8 protein-coding genes are annotated in these 16,018 nt (G+C 55.8%); 1 reads left to right on the top strand and 7 read right to left on the bottom strand.

Annotated elements, in window-relative coordinates; all coding sequences use genetic code 11:
* Positions 1-358: 358 nt before the first annotated feature.
* The 4 genes from EXY20_RS37025 to EXY20_RS37040 all read right to left on the bottom strand — a co-directional run bounded on the left by EXY20_RS37025 (position 359) and on the right by EXY20_RS37040 (position 8,501).
* Complete coding sequence (locus EXY20_RS37025) at positions 359-1,915, bottom strand: ABC transporter substrate-binding protein (protein WP_135557472.1); 1,557 nt, start codon at positions 1,913-1,915, stop codon at positions 359-361.
* 192 nt (positions 1,916-2,107) lie between these two features.
* Positions 2,108-3,001, bottom strand: a complete 894-nt coding sequence (locus tag EXY20_RS37030) for a carbohydrate ABC transporter permease (RefSeq protein WP_135557473.1) — start codon at positions 2,999-3,001, stop codon at positions 2,108-2,110.
* An 11-nt stretch (positions 3,002-3,012) separates the two neighbouring features.
* Entirely contained in the window at positions 3,013-3,978 is a 966-nt protein-coding gene (locus tag EXY20_RS37035) for an ABC transporter permease (protein ID WP_135557474.1), read from the bottom strand.
* A 725-nt stretch (positions 3,979-4,703) separates the two neighbouring features.
* A complete protein-coding gene (locus EXY20_RS37040; RefSeq protein ID WP_135557475.1) occupies positions 4,704-8,501 on the bottom strand; it encodes a CBM96 family carbohydrate-binding protein in 3,798 nt (1,265 codons plus the stop codon).
* 375 nt (positions 8,502-8,876) lie between these two features.
* Between EXY20_RS37040 and EXY20_RS37045 the strand changes: the two genes are divergently transcribed.
* A complete protein-coding gene (locus tag EXY20_RS37045; protein ID WP_167859784.1) occupies positions 8,877-11,237 on the top strand; it encodes a helix-turn-helix domain-containing protein in 2,361 nt (786 codons plus the stop codon).
* A 606-nt stretch (positions 11,238-11,843) separates the two neighbouring features.
* On the opposite strand, the gene EXY20_RS37050 is transcribed toward EXY20_RS37045, so the two are convergent.
* The 3 genes from EXY20_RS37050 to EXY20_RS37060 all read right to left on the bottom strand — a co-directional run bounded on the left by EXY20_RS37050 (position 11,844) and on the right by EXY20_RS37060 (position 15,959).
* Positions 11,844-13,121: an ABC transporter permease gene (locus EXY20_RS37050; RefSeq protein ID WP_135557477.1), complete on the bottom strand. Its 1,278-nt coding sequence runs from the start codon at positions 13,119-13,121 to the stop codon at positions 11,844-11,846.
* Positions 13,114-14,022, bottom strand: a complete 909-nt coding sequence (locus tag EXY20_RS37055) for an ABC transporter ATP-binding protein (protein WP_135557478.1) — start codon at positions 14,020-14,022, stop codon at positions 13,114-13,116. The genes EXY20_RS37050 and EXY20_RS37055 overlap by 8 nt, the downstream gene beginning before the upstream one ends.
* Positions 14,023-14,375: 353 nt before the next feature.
* A complete protein-coding gene (locus tag EXY20_RS37060) occupies positions 14,376-15,959 on the bottom strand; it encodes a sensor domain-containing diguanylate cyclase (protein WP_135557479.1) in 1,584 nt (527 codons plus the stop codon).
* Between the last annotated feature and the right edge of the window lie 59 nt (positions 15,960-16,018).

Below are 16,018 nucleotides of genomic sequence, written 5' to 3' on the forward strand. Positions count from 1 at the left end.
CGGCGAAATCGACTCCCGTTTAACCATCGCCAAGCAAACACACTGCACAAACCGCGGCATTCCCCCCTCCGTCAACTAACAAATTTGCTTTTCGTGCCGCTCCGATCAAACATCCTGAGAAATAGGCCCTGTTTTATTGCCTATTTCGCCAAAAACGGGCTGCCACGCAAAAATAGCCAGTGAAATCACTGGCTATTTCGACTAAAAGGCCCGATTTGAGGCCTGGCGGAGCAAATAAGCCCTATTTTCACTGGCTATTTCCCGCGAGGCACCCCAAATCGGGCAAATAAGCCATTTTTTATTGGCTATTTTGGTTGCCCGACCCGGCAGGCATCATGCCGCGGCCGGCCGCCGGCTGCTACTTCTTCGTCTTATACCACTCGTCCAGCTGGCGCTGCGCCTCCTGCACGACTTTGTCGGCACCGGCTTCCTTCAGCTTCTTGAGGAATTCGTCCAGCTTCTCGCCCGGATCGACCGAGCCGGTCGCCAGCGCCGGAAGATACTTGGATTTCACCGTCGTATAGTTGGCGATTTCAGACTGCACGGACTCCGTGTTGAAATTAAAACCGAGAATCGGCGACGGCACCGCCGCCTGGTTCTGCTTCAGGATTTGCTCGTTCATCGTGGGGTCTCCGGTTGCGTCGACAAATGCGTTAAACGTATTGCCGAAGATCCAGCCGTAATTCGACATGCTGTAGCCGCTGTCCTTGATCGGTTTGGCCACATTGGCAGACACTTTGGTATAGTGCTTGCCCTCGACTCCCCATGTGATCAGGTTGTATAACGTTTTGTCCGAATTGAGCAGGTTGAGGAACATCATCGCCCGTTCCGGGTGCTTCGATTTTTTGTTGATCGAATTCATCGTTGCCGCAACATTGCCGGTAGCCGTAAACGGCGCTGCGAACGGAATCTGAATCACCTCGTTGCCGCCCATGCTTTCCTTGACCGACAGCAGCCCCGCCGCGTTGATGTTGGTGCTGTACTCCATCAGCACTTTGCCCGTCTTTTCCAGCGAGTTGATGCCGGCAATCATGCCTGCGTCCTTGTTGATGTAGCCCTTCACATACAGGTTGCGGATGATTTCCAAATATTTTTTGTAGATCGGCAGCTCGTAAATGTTGACGACTTTCTTCGGATTCGACAGCTCGATGCCGGTGACATCCTCGCCCACGACCTCGAACCCGAGCGTCGAGTTCATCGCGCCGAACAGCCCGCCCTTTTCCATCGCCAGCTCGATCACGTCCGGTTCGCCCTGCTTCACTTGCTCCATGAACGGAATCAGATCTTCCAGCTTCTTGATGCTGTTCACATCGAGCTTATACTTGTCGGCAAAGCGTTTCTGGATGTAGACGCCTTCGCGGTTGGTCATCGTTTGATAGCTTGGGATGGCGTACAGCTTGCCTTCGACGCGCGGCGTTTGCAGCGAGATCGCCGGCAGCGATTTTTTGATATCCTGGCCGTACTTGTCGAGCAAGTCGTCAAGCGGCATGATGGCGCCTTTCGCCGCTGCGCCGATGTAATCGTACAGCCAGCCGAGCGAATCCCACAAAATGTCGACCGGTTCGCTGGCCGCCAGCACGGTGTTGATTTTTTGCCCGTACTCTCCGGAGATGACCGGCTTGAGCACGATCGTGGCATTGATTTTGTCCTTGAGGTACTTGTTCATTTCATCCTGAACGGTTTTCAGATCCTTCGGCACTTCCTCGAGCACCGGGAAATACCAGATCAATTCCACGGGTTCCAGCTTATCCTGGGCAGCCGCCGAAGGCGCGGCGGAGTTGCCGGGAGCGGCCGATGTGGCCGCCGGTGAAGGGGATGACGACGACGAACCGGTTTTGTTGCAAGCGCTTAACACGAGCGTCGAACAGACGGCGACGCTGACCAGGGAAACGAGTGTTTTGTTCCGTTTATGCATGGGCACATAACCTCCATCAGTTTATTATTCTCTACTATGCGACACGACCCTGCCTGGCTTTTCTGCAAAATTAGGCTGCACCGCCCCCCGTTTCCGTTAGTTCTATCCGGCATCTATGGAAATTGCGGCAGGGACGCAGGCGAACGTCCGCGGACGTTTTGCCTGCGAATCGGTTTCCCGGCCGCAAGGGTTTTACCCTTTCAGCGAACCGACGGTCAGGCCGCGCACGAAATATTTCTGGAAGAACGGGAACACCACGAGCATCGGACCGGCCGCCAAAATCGCGATCGCCATGCGGGCCGACAGCGTCGGATATTTGGACAAATTGATTCGCAGCATCCCGAGCCTTGCGGCGTTGTTGTTGAGGAATTCGATCGAATTCATCACCCGGTACAACAGCAGCTGCAGGGACACCAGGTTGGGATTGTCGATAAACAGCAAGCCAAGATACCAGTCGTTCCAGTACGTGAACGAGATGAACAGCCCGATCGTGGCCAGCGCCGGCTTGGACAACGGCAAAATAATCGTGGCGAACGTACGGATTTCGCGCGCCCCGTCGATTTTGGCCGATTCGATGATTTCCGCGGGAATTTTCTCAAGAAACCCTTTCATCAGCAAAATGTAGAACGGATTGAGCAAATACGGCAAAATCAGCACCCAAATGGTGTTTTTCAAGTGCAAATATTGCGACACCAAAATGTACAACGGCACCAGCCCGCCATTAAACAGCATGGTGAAAAAAATGTAAAACGTGATCGGGCGCCTGTACCTGAAGTCCTGCCGCGACAATACGTAAGCGGACATGCTCGTCAGCAGCAGCCCGCCTATGGTGCCGACGACCGTAACGAAAATCGTCACGCCGTACGCGCGCAGCAGCTGCTGAGGCGCACGCAGGATGACTTCGTACGCGGTAAAATCGAGCTGCTGCGGAATCAGGTGATACCCGTTCAGCGTCAAGGTTTGTTCTTCCGTGATCGAAATGGCGATGACGAGCAGGAACGGAATGACGAACAAAATCGACAACAGAATGAATCCGGCATGGATGACGAAACCGGCAGGCGTAACGGCGCGTAACGATGATTTCATGCTGGGCCCCCTCACCATAACGCGTTTTCTTTGTTGATTTTTTTGATAATCGCGTTGGCGGCCAGCACCAGCACGAGGCCGACGACGGATTGGTACAGCCCGACGGCGGTGGACATGCCCAAATCCCCGAGCTTCTTGAGCGAGCGGTATACATACGTGTCGATGACATCCGTTGCGTCGAACAAGTAGCTGACGTCGTTGGGCACGAAGTAGAACAGCCCGAATTCGGCCCGGAAAATGCCGCCCATATTGATGATGAACAGAATGAGAATCAAGGGAACGAGCAGCGGCAGTGTAATTTTCCACACCCGTTGCCATTTGGAAGCGCCATCAATAAGCGCCGCCTCGTAGTAGCTCGGCTCGATGCCCATGATGCCCGCGTAGTAGATCAGTGCGGAGTAGCCAACCGTTTTCCACAGATGGGACAGCATAATAATCCATGGCCAATACGCGGGCTCCGTGTACCAGTTGACCGGTTCCATGTGGAAGCGCTTGAGCAGTTCGTTCATGAAGCCGTGGTCGTTGTTCAGAAATCCTTGCACGATGTAGCCGACGACTACCCACGACAGAAAATAAGGCAGGAACAGGACCGTCTGGTGCACCTTCACCCATTTGCTGCCGATTTCGTTCATCAGGATCGCCAGCGCCAGCGCGCAAACCGTCGTCAGCACAATAAACGCCATGTTGTACAGCACCGTATTGGACGTGACGTGCAGCGCGTCGTGGGAAACGAAGAAGAAGCGAAAATTTTTGAACCCGACCCATTCGCTTCCGAACAGGCCGAGGTCGTAGCGGTAGTTTTTGAAGGCGATGATCAGGAAAATCAACGGGCAATACGCAAACAAAAACTCGAATACGAGCATCGGGATCGACAGAATCACCAGTTCCCGGTTTCGTTTCAGGTGGGTCCATTCCGAGATCCGCTTGACCGTTTGGCGTGCGGCCGATTCGGGCGGGGCTTGCTGCTGGATGTCCATGTGGCACGGTCACCTTTCTTTGTAAAATGAGGTTGGAGCGCCTTGCGCGGCGCGGCGCTGACGGGTGGCGCCGACGCCGGCTGGCTGCTCGCTGCTAATCGTTGCACACGCCCCGGGAGGCGGTAAATCACAAACATCCGAACGCGGTATGATTTTCCGCCGCCGTGCCAAATTTACACCGGAAGTATGATATTGCAACTGCCTGGGCGGGGTGGGACGACGATTTAAGCCGACTTTTCCGGCTTATTTCGCCCGTCTCGGCTGGCGACGGCGTTTTAAGCCGACTTTTCCGGCTTATTTCGCCCGTCTCGGCTGGCGACGGCGTTTTAAGCCGACTTTTCCGGCTTATTTCACCCGTCCCGGGCGGTGGCGGTGGTTTAAGCCTGCTTTTCCGGCTTATTTTGGCGGTGGCGGTGCGGTGGGGGCGCGGGAGTGCGGCAATGTTGTCAGGTAAGCGCGGAACAGAAGGGGATTGCGAAATAGGCCATCTTTTACGCTTCAACCGACAACATAATTGGGGAGAGCGGCGACTCGGTTGCGAGGAGGCGGGGCAGAAACAAGATTAGTTTGTAAGCGAAGCGGGGACGTGAACCATGAACGTAGTGTTAGCGGAGCAAGCGACAGCGGGTACGCGAGCTGGATGGGCCATAGGATGAAAAACACCGCGGGGCCAGCCCCGCGGTGTTTCCTGCCGATCGGCCCGATGCGATCGTGCCTTCCCCTTGTTAGCCCACCGGCGGATTGTACGTGATGATAATATTCGCCGGGGACGAATTATTCGTGATGTTTACTTTTCCCGTCGAGATGCCGCCTACATTGACGTTGTGCGTCAGATTGGTGTCGAAGTTCAACTGGGTCAACGCCCCGAGGAAGCTGCCGACGCTGAACGTTCCCGAAACGCCATGCACCGTTACCGTTCCTTTGGAAAGCAGCGACTTGCCGACAGTCAATCCGTTGCCGGATACGGTGCTGTTGAACGTCACGTTCCCTTTGGCATAGAAGTCGCCCTGAATCGTCGCCTTGTCGAGCACGTAAAATTGCGAATTGCCCGTGACGAACACCGACTTTTTGATCGTCAGGACGGACGGATTGTTCCAATTGCTCAGTTGGAGATCGCCCGTACTGCTCACATACCCGTTAATCGTCAAGCTGCTGGCGAGTTTGGCCGAACAGCTGATGCCGTTGCCGATCAAATCGCCTTTGATCAGCCCCGAGGAAATGCCGGTTCCCTCGAAGGCGATGCTGCCCAACGAGCTCATGATGCCGTCGACCGTAAACGAACCGGCGCCGGCATTGAACAGAATATCGCCCGCCGCGATCACGTTGCCGTGAATGACAAGCCCGTCAATGCTGCCGTTGAACGTCAGCGGTCCGTTGCACACGACATCGCCGTTAATGACCAGATTCGTCGTCGGTCCGATCGAACAAGACGTGCCGCCATATACGGCCGTAGTGCCGATATCCGCCGGACTGCCGATGGACATGTAGCCCGACGTGTTCGTAATCGTATTCGTGCCGGTCACCTTCTTGACCGGATGCTCCGTCGCGGTTGAAGTCGTAACGTTGCCCGAGCTGACGCCGGACGGAGTAACAACCGGCAGCGGCGTCGGCTGCGCGGCGAACTTCCCGTTGAAATACGCCGTATAATCGGTCGCAAACGTCGGGCTGATCGTGTAGTCCCCGGCCGAGGCGGATATTTCCGCCGTGCCTGTGCCGGCAATGCCGGAAACGATCTTGTTCGCGAACACGGGGGCCGGCGTCGGCGAGGCCGCAACCGGTTCAACCAGCACCAGCTCCGGCACGTATTCGGTTCCCGCTTCTTTCGCGAAGAAACCGACGTATTCGCCGCCCGGCAAGTTTTTCAGCGCGAAGGAACCGACGTGGTCGCCCGACAACTGGCTCTGCACGAAGCTCGTCACCGGAAACTCGTAAAACTGGTCGGTCGACGTCACCGTCGCGCTGCTGGCCGGCGTCGGCGACGGGCTCGGCGCATTGTTGGCGGTAATCCCGCTTTCCGTCCAGGCGTCCGAGTTGACGCCGTAAGCCGATACGGTCGAGCTGACTCCCGTGTTGGTGAACCCGCGCACCCGCAGCTTGGCGCTGCCCGTATTGCTGTAGCCGCTCAAGTCAAACTTGAGGTAGGCGACCCGTTTGGACGACACGACGAGCCGGATGTCCGAGTTGTAGTTGGTGCCGGAGCTCGTGGCGTCGAACGAGTTGACGTAGCTGTCCGCCACCGGATACAAGGTGACGGTCGGCGTCGGGCTCGGCGTGGGCGTCGGTGTCGGCGTCGAGGTCGGCGTCGGCGTGTACGAGAACGGATAATCGCCTTTCAGTCCGACCGCAGACGTATCGATATTGACGAAACCGAGCGCAAGCGCCGGCGAACCGGCCGAGACCGTATAATTGTAAGCGTTCGGGTTTACGAAGAGCGGGTCGGCGAGCACCGAATGCTGATCGTATTTGCCGTTGTCCAGCGTCTTCCAGTTGGCGAACGTGTCGGCGCCGGGAATGCCGTTCACTTCGTACGTGCCGCCCGGATGGTAGAACACGTTGTTGTCGACCGTCGCCATCCCGAGGCCATGGTCGTCGCCCGGCTGGCTGGCATAGAAGGAATAAATGTCGCTGCCGCCGGTGCGGTACAGGATATTGTTCGTAAACGTCATGTTGTGCGTAGACTCGCACAAGGGGGCATCGTTCGTAACCGCCGCCTCTTTATACACCAGATTGTCGGCTGCGATATTGTTCGTCACTACGTGATCCGGCCCTTTGAGCAGAAAATCGTAAAAGCCGTCCTCCCCCGTATTGGCCGCATTCCGGTTATGATGAATGAGGTTGTTGCGGATTGTTACGTTGACGGAGCTGCAATCGAGATAGATGCCGACCACGTTGCCGTTCGGCACGCTGCCGGCGGTATCGTGCAGCACGTTGTTGTCGATCACGTTGCCTCTTCCCGTGCCCCACGTATAAATCATGCCGCCGTCCTGGGCTTCGCGCATTACATCCGACACGTCGTTGAACTTGATCTGGTTGTTTTTGGCATATACAAAATCAAGCCGGTTGGCATACGTCAACGTTTGCCCGTAGATCGTACTGCCGAAGTTCATCCCATAGTACGCTTCGCCGCTTACGTTGATGCCGATGTACGGGAAATGCCGGACATTGTTGTAGGAAATTTCGTTGTCGCCGCTGTAGGTGACGGAAATGCCCGGCGCATGCCCGACGAATTGTCCGCCGTTCTCGACAAGGTTGTTGGACACCGTATTGTACTTGTTGATGTACGCGGCGGCCGCATTGGCAAAATCGCCTTCGGGGCCATACTGCCCAAAATCGTAGCTGGCCAGTCGAATCGCGCTCGAACCGCTCGCATTGACATAGTTGCCGTAGATGGTGTTGTACTGCGCGTAATTGCTCAATTCGATCCCGTTATAACCCGCATTCAGGAATTGATTGAACTTGAGCGTGATGTTCGTCGCATTTTCCAGATACACCATGCCTTGCTTGTAGTCGGTCACGTTGTTGACCGTATCCCATGGATAGTACTTGGTGAAATCCGACAGATTGAACGTCAAGCCTTCGAATTGCAGCCCGCTGACCTTGGCCGACATGCTTGAGCCTTTGACCTGCAGCAGCCGCGTCGTCTTCGGGGCGACAATCGTCTGATTGGCGATCGGCGTGGTGCGCGGGTAATAATACAGGTAGCCCGCCGCTTCGTCCAAATAAAATTCGCCGGGCGCGTCGAGGAACGCTTTTGCCCCCTGCACATAATAGCGGTTGTCGGCTTCGATGTCGTAAGCGACGACATCCTGCAGCGTGATCGTTCTTGTGCCGGTATCGACGCTGGCGATCGGCGCGGTCGACTGCACGAATTGCGTGCCCGACCAGATGACGGCTTGCGCGTAAGTTGCCGTAAACGAGGGCAAGTCGCCCGATTTGTAAATGAACTGGGTTTGCGCGCTGCCGCCCGGTCCTTGCGCCTGCAAATACGAGCCGACATTCGGCGTCCTCGCCTTGAAGGCGCGCACGTTGTTCTCCGTCAGCGTCTCGAACGTCCAGCCGGTCCCGACATTCGCCTTGTAAATGTTGCCCGAGTCGAGCGTCCAGCCGGTAATGCGCTGCCCGCCATGGAAGACGGGAACTTCGGAGGCGTAATTTTTATAAATGATTTTGAAGCCGTTGTTCGCCGAATCGTTTTCATCGAACGTTATCGTGGCATTCTGATAATAGTTGCCGCCGCGAATATACACGACGATATCGCCGGTCATGCTGCCTTTGTTCGCCCGGACGACATCCCGCGCTTTCTGGATCGTCGCGAACGGCGTCGACAGCGAAGTGCCGTTGTTCGCATCCGATCCGGAAGGCGATACGTAGTAGGTGGCCTGAATCGCCGCATAAGCTTTGCTGCCGCTCCACAACGTCCCGTCGCCGAACCAGCTGAAAAACAGAAAACAAAAGGTCAACACCAGGGGGACCAACGTGCCCCTGCGCTTCGCCAATGCATGGCCTTTCGCGCTATTCCCCATAACGTCACCAGCCTCTTTTCTTCGATTTTGTCATCGTCCCTTCCGTGCGCTAGCGGCCAACCGTTCCGCTATCGTCTTATCGTCTCACGCGAACTCCCCCCTCTCCGGCGCAGTCCCCGCGCAGAGTAATTACCGATTATATCCTGCCACAGTCCCGCCGGCGGGGTAAATCACAAAGTTCGCCATCCGTTGCATTTCAGGCAAATTGCACCGCATTCAGCTTTTTGCAACAGTGCAATTTCGCGGGATCCGCTGCGATTTCGCATCGACGCGCCAAAACATACCCCATTTACCATCTTGCAATTTCGCTGCACAACGCTTTTGATATACTTGGGGTAAAGCTTCAGGCTGCCATTTACGATATGGGGGATGAACATGCAGATGGTGCGGGTCATGCAGCTGTACCGGTCGCGCAAATATTTGGTGCGGATTCTTCTGTCCATCTTGCTGCTGATCGTCTTGTTTCTCGTCATTTCTTCGGTGACCCAGTATTACAACTCCGAACGAACGGTGCTCGAGATTCAGGACGAAACGAATCGCAAGGTGCTGAACCAGGTCAATTACAACATCGAATACATGAACGAACTGGTCAAAAATTTGACGATGTCGGTTTATTTCGACTCGGATACGATTTCGCTGATGAACAGTTCGACGATGGACATCTTCGAGCTGTTCCCCAAGGTGAGCCGGCTGACGCAAACGAAAGCCTCCTCGTCCTTCGTGGAATCGATCTTCGTCTATAACGGCTTCAACCGCTGCTACTATTCCTCGGAAGCGAAGGGGAAGCTGAGCTGCCAGGAGGATGGCCTGGACAATGTATTGGACCGTTATTTAAGCAACCATGACCAGATTGCCCGGCTTCGCCTCGTCCCCATGTACGACGACGCGTCGGACAGGCTGTACAACCGGGTGCGCTTCTTCTCCGTCTTCATGTACGATACGAAGGACGACCGCTACAACCGCCAGAGCATCCTCGTGATCAACATCAAGCCGGAGTGGCTGTTCAATCATATCCGCAACATCAACCAGCTGACGGAGCAAGACAACAGCAGCATTCTCATCATGGACGACAACGGCGACATCTTCAACGCGCAGGAGCAGCCGGACGCGGGGCGGGAAGTATGGGGACAGGCGGTGCAGGCTCATATCGCAAAGACGGGCCGCGCCGCGGACTACTTCAACGAAGGGAGCGGGCGCAACAAGAAGAGCATCAGCTATATGACGTCGGAGCAAAACGGCTGGGTCATCGTCAATGTGCAGTCCTACGACTACATTTTTGGCAAGATGAACCAGATGCGCACGTTTACGATCGTGCTGATCGGCATTTTTCTCGTGCTTTCCATCATCGTATCCGTCGTCATTTCGCTCGGCTTGTACAAGCCGGTGCAGCATATTTTGCGGCAAATGGAAAAAACGGTCCCTCCCGGCGCGCCGCCGCAAGGCCTTCAGGACGAATTCAGCCTCATAGCCAGCGGGTACAACGAGGCGATCGAGCATATCGGCTGGCTGCAGCAGGAGCAGGACGCGGGCAAGGACATTATGAAAACGTATTACTTGCGCAAGCTTGTCGTCGACAGCTCGACCGTGTCGGAGGAGGAATTTCCCCAGCTCGCCGAACGTTATCGCATCGGCATAACCGTTACCGCGCCCATGCTGCTGTGCGTGCTTAAGCTCGACGACTACGCCCAGTTCCAAACGTTTACGCCGTCTGCCCGGAAGCTATTTAAGTTCGCCATGCTCAATATTACGAGCGAAATCGTTTCGACCCGGTTCCGCAACGAAATCGTCGACATGCGCAGCGATCATTTTGTGCTGCTCGTGAATATCGGCCACACGCCCCGTCCGCCCGTTCAGGAAATGAGCGAGCTGCTGAAGGAGGCGCAAGAGCGTTTCGCCGGCTATTACCGGCTGAGCTTTACCGCGGCGATCGGCGAGCCGGTGCCCGATTACAGCACGTTGGACCGCCAGTATTGGGCCACGCTCGAGTGTTCGATGTACCGGCTTGTTTACGGCCAATCGGCGATTATTGTGCCGGCCATGATCGAGCGAAATACCGGCAACGGCGATTCCGACTTCCCGGCCGATATCGAGAAGCATCTGCTGGAAGGGCTGAGGGCGAACAACGCGGTCCAGTTGGAGGAGCAGCTTGACGAGCTGTTCCGCCATTTGGCCGGCCTGCACCATCGCAACATGACGTATCTGATTCTGCACGCGATTGTCGTCGTGCATAAAGCGATCCGCGAAATCAACAGCCATAATATTCATCAAATTACGATCGATCTGATGCCGTTCTATAAACAAGTCATCGAGCACGAGACGCTGGCGGAAATCCGCGCGACCTTCCTGCAGCTGTTCGCCGACATCGGCGACAAACGCAAGGACGCCAACGAAAAAAGCATCAACCCGATTCTGGTCGACACGATCAAGGAAATTATCGAAAGCAATTACCATGACTTGAATTTGAGCCTGCAAAGCATCGCCTCCACCATGCAGCTGTCGCCCACGCACATCAGCAAAATTTTCCGGCAGCACGAGGACGTTTCCATCGCCACGTACATGACCGATTTGCGGCTGCACCGGGCCAAGCTGATGCTCGAGGACAACAAGTATACGATCAACGAAATTTTGCAGCGGGTCGGCTTCGGCAACAAGAGCTACTTCTTCAAACTGTTCAAAATGAAATACGGCACCACGCCGAAGGAATACCGGATCAAACAAGTCATCCATGAGACTTGACCGAGGGGCGGCTGGCTTTTTAGGAAAAAGCGTCAGGGGAGATCGCAAATAGGCCACTTTTTATGGCTTATTTCGTTAAAAATAGGCTTCCGCAGGAAAATAACCAGTGATTTCACTGGCTATTCGTGTCGATTTGCCCGGATTGGCGCTGTTTGGCGGAAATAGCCAGTGTTTTCACTGGATATTTCGGGTGAGGCACCCGAAATGGAGGCAATAGGCCATTTTTTATGGCCTATTTCTCCTGGCCGAACGAACAGGACGGGAACGGTTATGCGACACCAAGATTAGCCGGTGCAAAAGCGGTTCCTCAGCGGGCCGATCGTAGTTTAAACGTAAAAATACACTAACTGCCGCCATATAAACTCGTTTGATACATTTAAGTGCAGATGTGCGCTTAAATTCATCGGTTCCCACTGAATTTCGGGAAACTGGCGGAGGTTACGTGTATATTTGCAGTTAAGCTGCCCCAAACAGTCGTTTAGGGAGATGTTAAGTGTATTATTACTCTTAGGGTGTGGGGTGCGGGGTGTGGGGTGCGGCAACGCCCGCCAAAACTAAAAAACCTTTGCGCCGGTCTTGCGGCCGGAACAAAGGCTTGTGGGGCGGCTACATCGCCCTCATCGCTTTGAACACTTCCTTGAACGACGGGCGTTTGCCGTACATCAGCACGCCGATGCGGTAAATTTTGGCGCCGAGCCAGCCAAAAACGAAAATCCCCACGCCCAGTGAAACGAAACCGAGCGCAATTTGCCAAACCGGCACGCCGACCATGCCAATCCGCAGAAACATCAGCATCGGCGTAAAGAACGGAACGAACGAAGCGCCGGTAATGAAGCTCGACGTCGGGTTGCTCAAGCCGTAGATCGAAATATAGAAGCTGACGAGCGACAGCATCGTCACCGGCATGATCGCTTGCCCCAGCTCCTCCGTCCGGCTGACCAGCGAGCCGATGCCCGCCAGCAGCGTAGCGTACAGGAAGAAGCCAAGGATGAAAAACACAAGGAAGTACACGATCAGCGAAACCGGAATGCTGCCCAAGTCGAGCCCGATGCTGTCGAGCTTATCCTTCGTGGCGGCGAGGTTGATCAGCCCGATGACGACGAAAAACACCACTTGCAGCATCCCGAGCAGGAACATCCCGGTAATTTTGCCGAACATCTGTTTCAGCGGCGACACGCTCGTGATGATGATTTCCATGACGCGCGAGCTTTTCTCGGCCGTAATTTCGGTCGCGATCAAGTTCCCGTACATCGTAATGATCATGAACAGCACGAACAGCAGCGCATACACGAGCGCAAATGCCGCGTTCCGCTCCGCCTCCGACTTGCCGCCGGTTTCCTCCGTGCCCGCCGCGGACAACTGCAGCGTCTGCACCGCAACGGGACTGAACATCTTCGCCAGCTGCTCTTTGGTCAAGCCGGCGTTTTGGCTGAGCAGCTGGCTTTTGATCTGGCGCAGCGCCTCTTCCAGCTTGTTCTGCTTGCCGCTGCCGAACACTTTCTCCGCCTTGTACACGCCGTTCGGAAAACCGACCGCCGGGTTGTCGACCAGCAGCAGGTAACCTTTGATATCGCCTGCTTTCAGCTTGGCGGCCAGCGCCTGCTCTTCCTGCTCGGCCGTGCCTCCCGCAGGCGGGAAAAGCACAATTTCCAGGTTTGGCTTCTCGTCTGCCGCCAGCGTCTCCTGCAGCGTCTTCGCGATGCCCGCCTTATCCTCAATCATGCCGATCTTCGTCGCTTTGCCCGATGACAAGGCGTCGATGATCGCCGGCAAATTCAATCCCAAGCTGATGACCACGGCGAAAATCAGGGACGTCACAAGAAACGCCTTCGCCTTGATCCGGTTCATGAACGTAAACCGCACGACGGTCCAGTAGCTATTCATGGCGCTCCCCCATCAACTTGACGAAAATTTCATGAAGCGTCGGCTCCATGATCTGGTACCGATTGACGATCGACTGCCGCATCGCCAGCTCCAGGATCGCCCCGCCGGCGCGGTCGGCGTCGGTGACAAAGATCTCATAGCCCCGCCCCGTGCGTTCGACGCGCGCAACGCCCCGAACATCGGCCAGCCCTTCCACGGCGCCTTCCGTTTCCAGAATGATGCGCTCGCGCGGGTAAGCCTTTTTGATCTGCTTCAAATTGCCGCCGAGCAGCGTATTCGACTTTTGCAGGATGACGATATTTTCGCACAGCTCTTCGACGTGGTCCATGCGATGGCTGGAAAACAGCAGCGACTTCCCTTGATCGCGCAGCTCGCGCACCGTCGTTTTGAGCAGATCGGCATTCACCGGGTCGAGCCCGCTGAACGCTTCGTCCAGAATCAAAATATCCGGATTGTGGATGACTGCCGCAATGAACTGAATTTTTTGCTGATTGCCTTTGGACAGCTCTTCGACCTTCTGGTTGTAGTATTCCGGCACGCCGAACTTGTCCAGCCAGCGCTTCAGCTCGCGGTCCGCATCGCGCCTTGCCATCCCCCTCAGCTCGGCCAAATAAACGATCTGTTCGCTGACCTTCACCTTCGGATACAATCCCCGCTCTTCCGGCAAGTACCCCATAATGCGCGACAATTCGCTGGAATAGCCTTTGCCGTTCCAGAGAATGCGCCCGCCGTCCGGATAAATGAGCCCGAGCGTCATGCGCATCGTTGTCGTTTTCCCGGCGCCGTTGGCGCCCAGCAGCCCGAACACTTCGCCTGGCCTCACCTCGAACGAAATGCCGTTCACCGCCAGTTTGCTGCCGTATTTTTTCATGACTTGATCGAGTTGCAATGCAGCCTGCATGCTGGTTCTCCTTTCCAAAAATTCCCCACAAAGTGGACCTGTTGCTTCGAAGCGAACTCAGGTACTTTGCGGGGGCCCCGGAAATATGTACACAAACCTTCCCCTATTACCGCATTGGACCGCTCTCCAGGTCCAATCGGCAATGATTTCTACCACTTGCGCCGAGCCGACCTCGCTGAATTGCATCGATCCATGAAATCATTACCGCATTGGACCGCTCTCCAGGTCCAATCGGCAATGATTTCTACCACTTGAGCCGAGCCGACCTCGCTGAATGGCATCGATCCATGAAATCATTATCGCACAAAACGGCCGCAAGGAGAAATCTCCACCGGCCGTTGTGCCTGAATCCGTTATTCCGCCGCCACCGTGCGATTGCGACCGCCGCTTTTGGCCCGGTACATCGCCCGGTCGGCCAAATCGAAAACCGCTTCCGCCGAATCGGCCTGGGAAGGGAAATGCGCGACGCCAAGCGACACCGTCACCGTCTGCCCAACCGGGCTGGCGGCAGCTTCCATTCGTTGCCGAATGCGTTCGGCAACGGCAAACGCATCGCCGGCCGACGTCAATGCGAGCAGCGCTACGAGCTCTTCCCCGCCGTACCGGCAGATGATGTCGCCGGGCCGGATCGAAGTCGAGGCCACCTCCGCCAGCGCCTTCAACACTTCGTCCCCAGCGGCGTGCCCGTACGTATCGTTGATTGCCTTGAATTTGTCGATGTCCATGATGACGATCGAAAAGGCGGTCCGGCGCTCGACCCACGACTTGATTGTCGTTTCCAGCGTTCTCCGGTTCAGCAGACCGGTCAGCGGATCCGTCATCGCGTCGCGGGTCAAATCGTCCGTTCGTTTCTTCAGATCGGTCATGGCGAGACGAATCGTTTTGCCCAGCATGTTCGCTTCCCGGTTCCAATGCGTTTCGATGTTGCCCGGATCGATTTTGCCGCGGCCGATGCCGCCGACCAGATTGGCCATCGTCACGAACGGCCGGGCCAGGCGCCGCGCCAGCCAATTCGCGCCGATCAGCAGCAGAACGAAGGGCGGCAGCATATAAAGCAGCATCGAACGAATATGGCGGTTCAATTGCTCGTATACTTCGCTGAGCGGCGATACGACAACAACGCCCCAGCCGGTTTCCGGCACAACCGAGTAGCCCGCCAGCAGCCGCCCCCCCCGGGTATTCACCGTTTGCTCCTTGCCGCTGATGCCTTCGGTGAGCTTCCTGACGACGCTGTTGCTCCGCACGTCTTCGCCGAGCCGCGTCTTGTCGGGATGATAGATCAGATGCCCTTCGGATTCAACTACATAATAGTAGGTGCCGTTGTCGTCCGACATATTGCTGCCGAAGATCATGTTCATGATGTTGTTTTCCTGCAAATAAATCGTGCCGCCGACGAAGCCCTTGTAGTTGCCTTCCTGGTCGAAAAACGGCTCGCTCATGAACACGATCAGTTTGCCGTTGGCAATCGGGTAAGGCTTCGATACGTACGGCTTGCGACTGGCAAGCGCCTCCAGCGACGCTTCTGTCGTAACGGCTTTGTTAAGCATCGACTCGGAGCGCGGCGAAATACTGCGCACGACGCCCGTTTCGTCAACGACGACGATGCCGTTAAAGTAGTTGCTGCTGCGTCTCATCAGCTCGATTTGCTCGAACATTTGGCCGTCGTTCATCGGGAATTCCCGCGACAGCAGGCTCACCGTATATTGCAGGCCGCCGCGCATCGATTTCAGGATCGAATCCATCGTTTGGCTCAATTTGTCGGCGTTCGTGTCGTTGAGCGACAACGTCGTAGCAATTAGCGACTGTTTCTTCGATTGGTACGAAGCGATCAGCAGGATCGTCAAGGTCAGCACGACCGAAAGCGAAACGAGGCCGGAAAAGAGGGTAACCAGACTGACGCTGCGAAAATAGCCGCTTTTGGACTTGTGTGGATTCATCCTGATGCCCCCTCAAAACTGCCGATTCGATATAATTCGACACGGCTTCGAGCGGTTCC

This window comes from Paenibacillus cymbidii (assembly GCF_004764705.1).
Taxonomy (GTDB): Bacteria; Bacillota; Bacilli; order Paenibacillales; family NBRC-103111; genus Paenibacillus_AN; species Paenibacillus_AN cymbidii.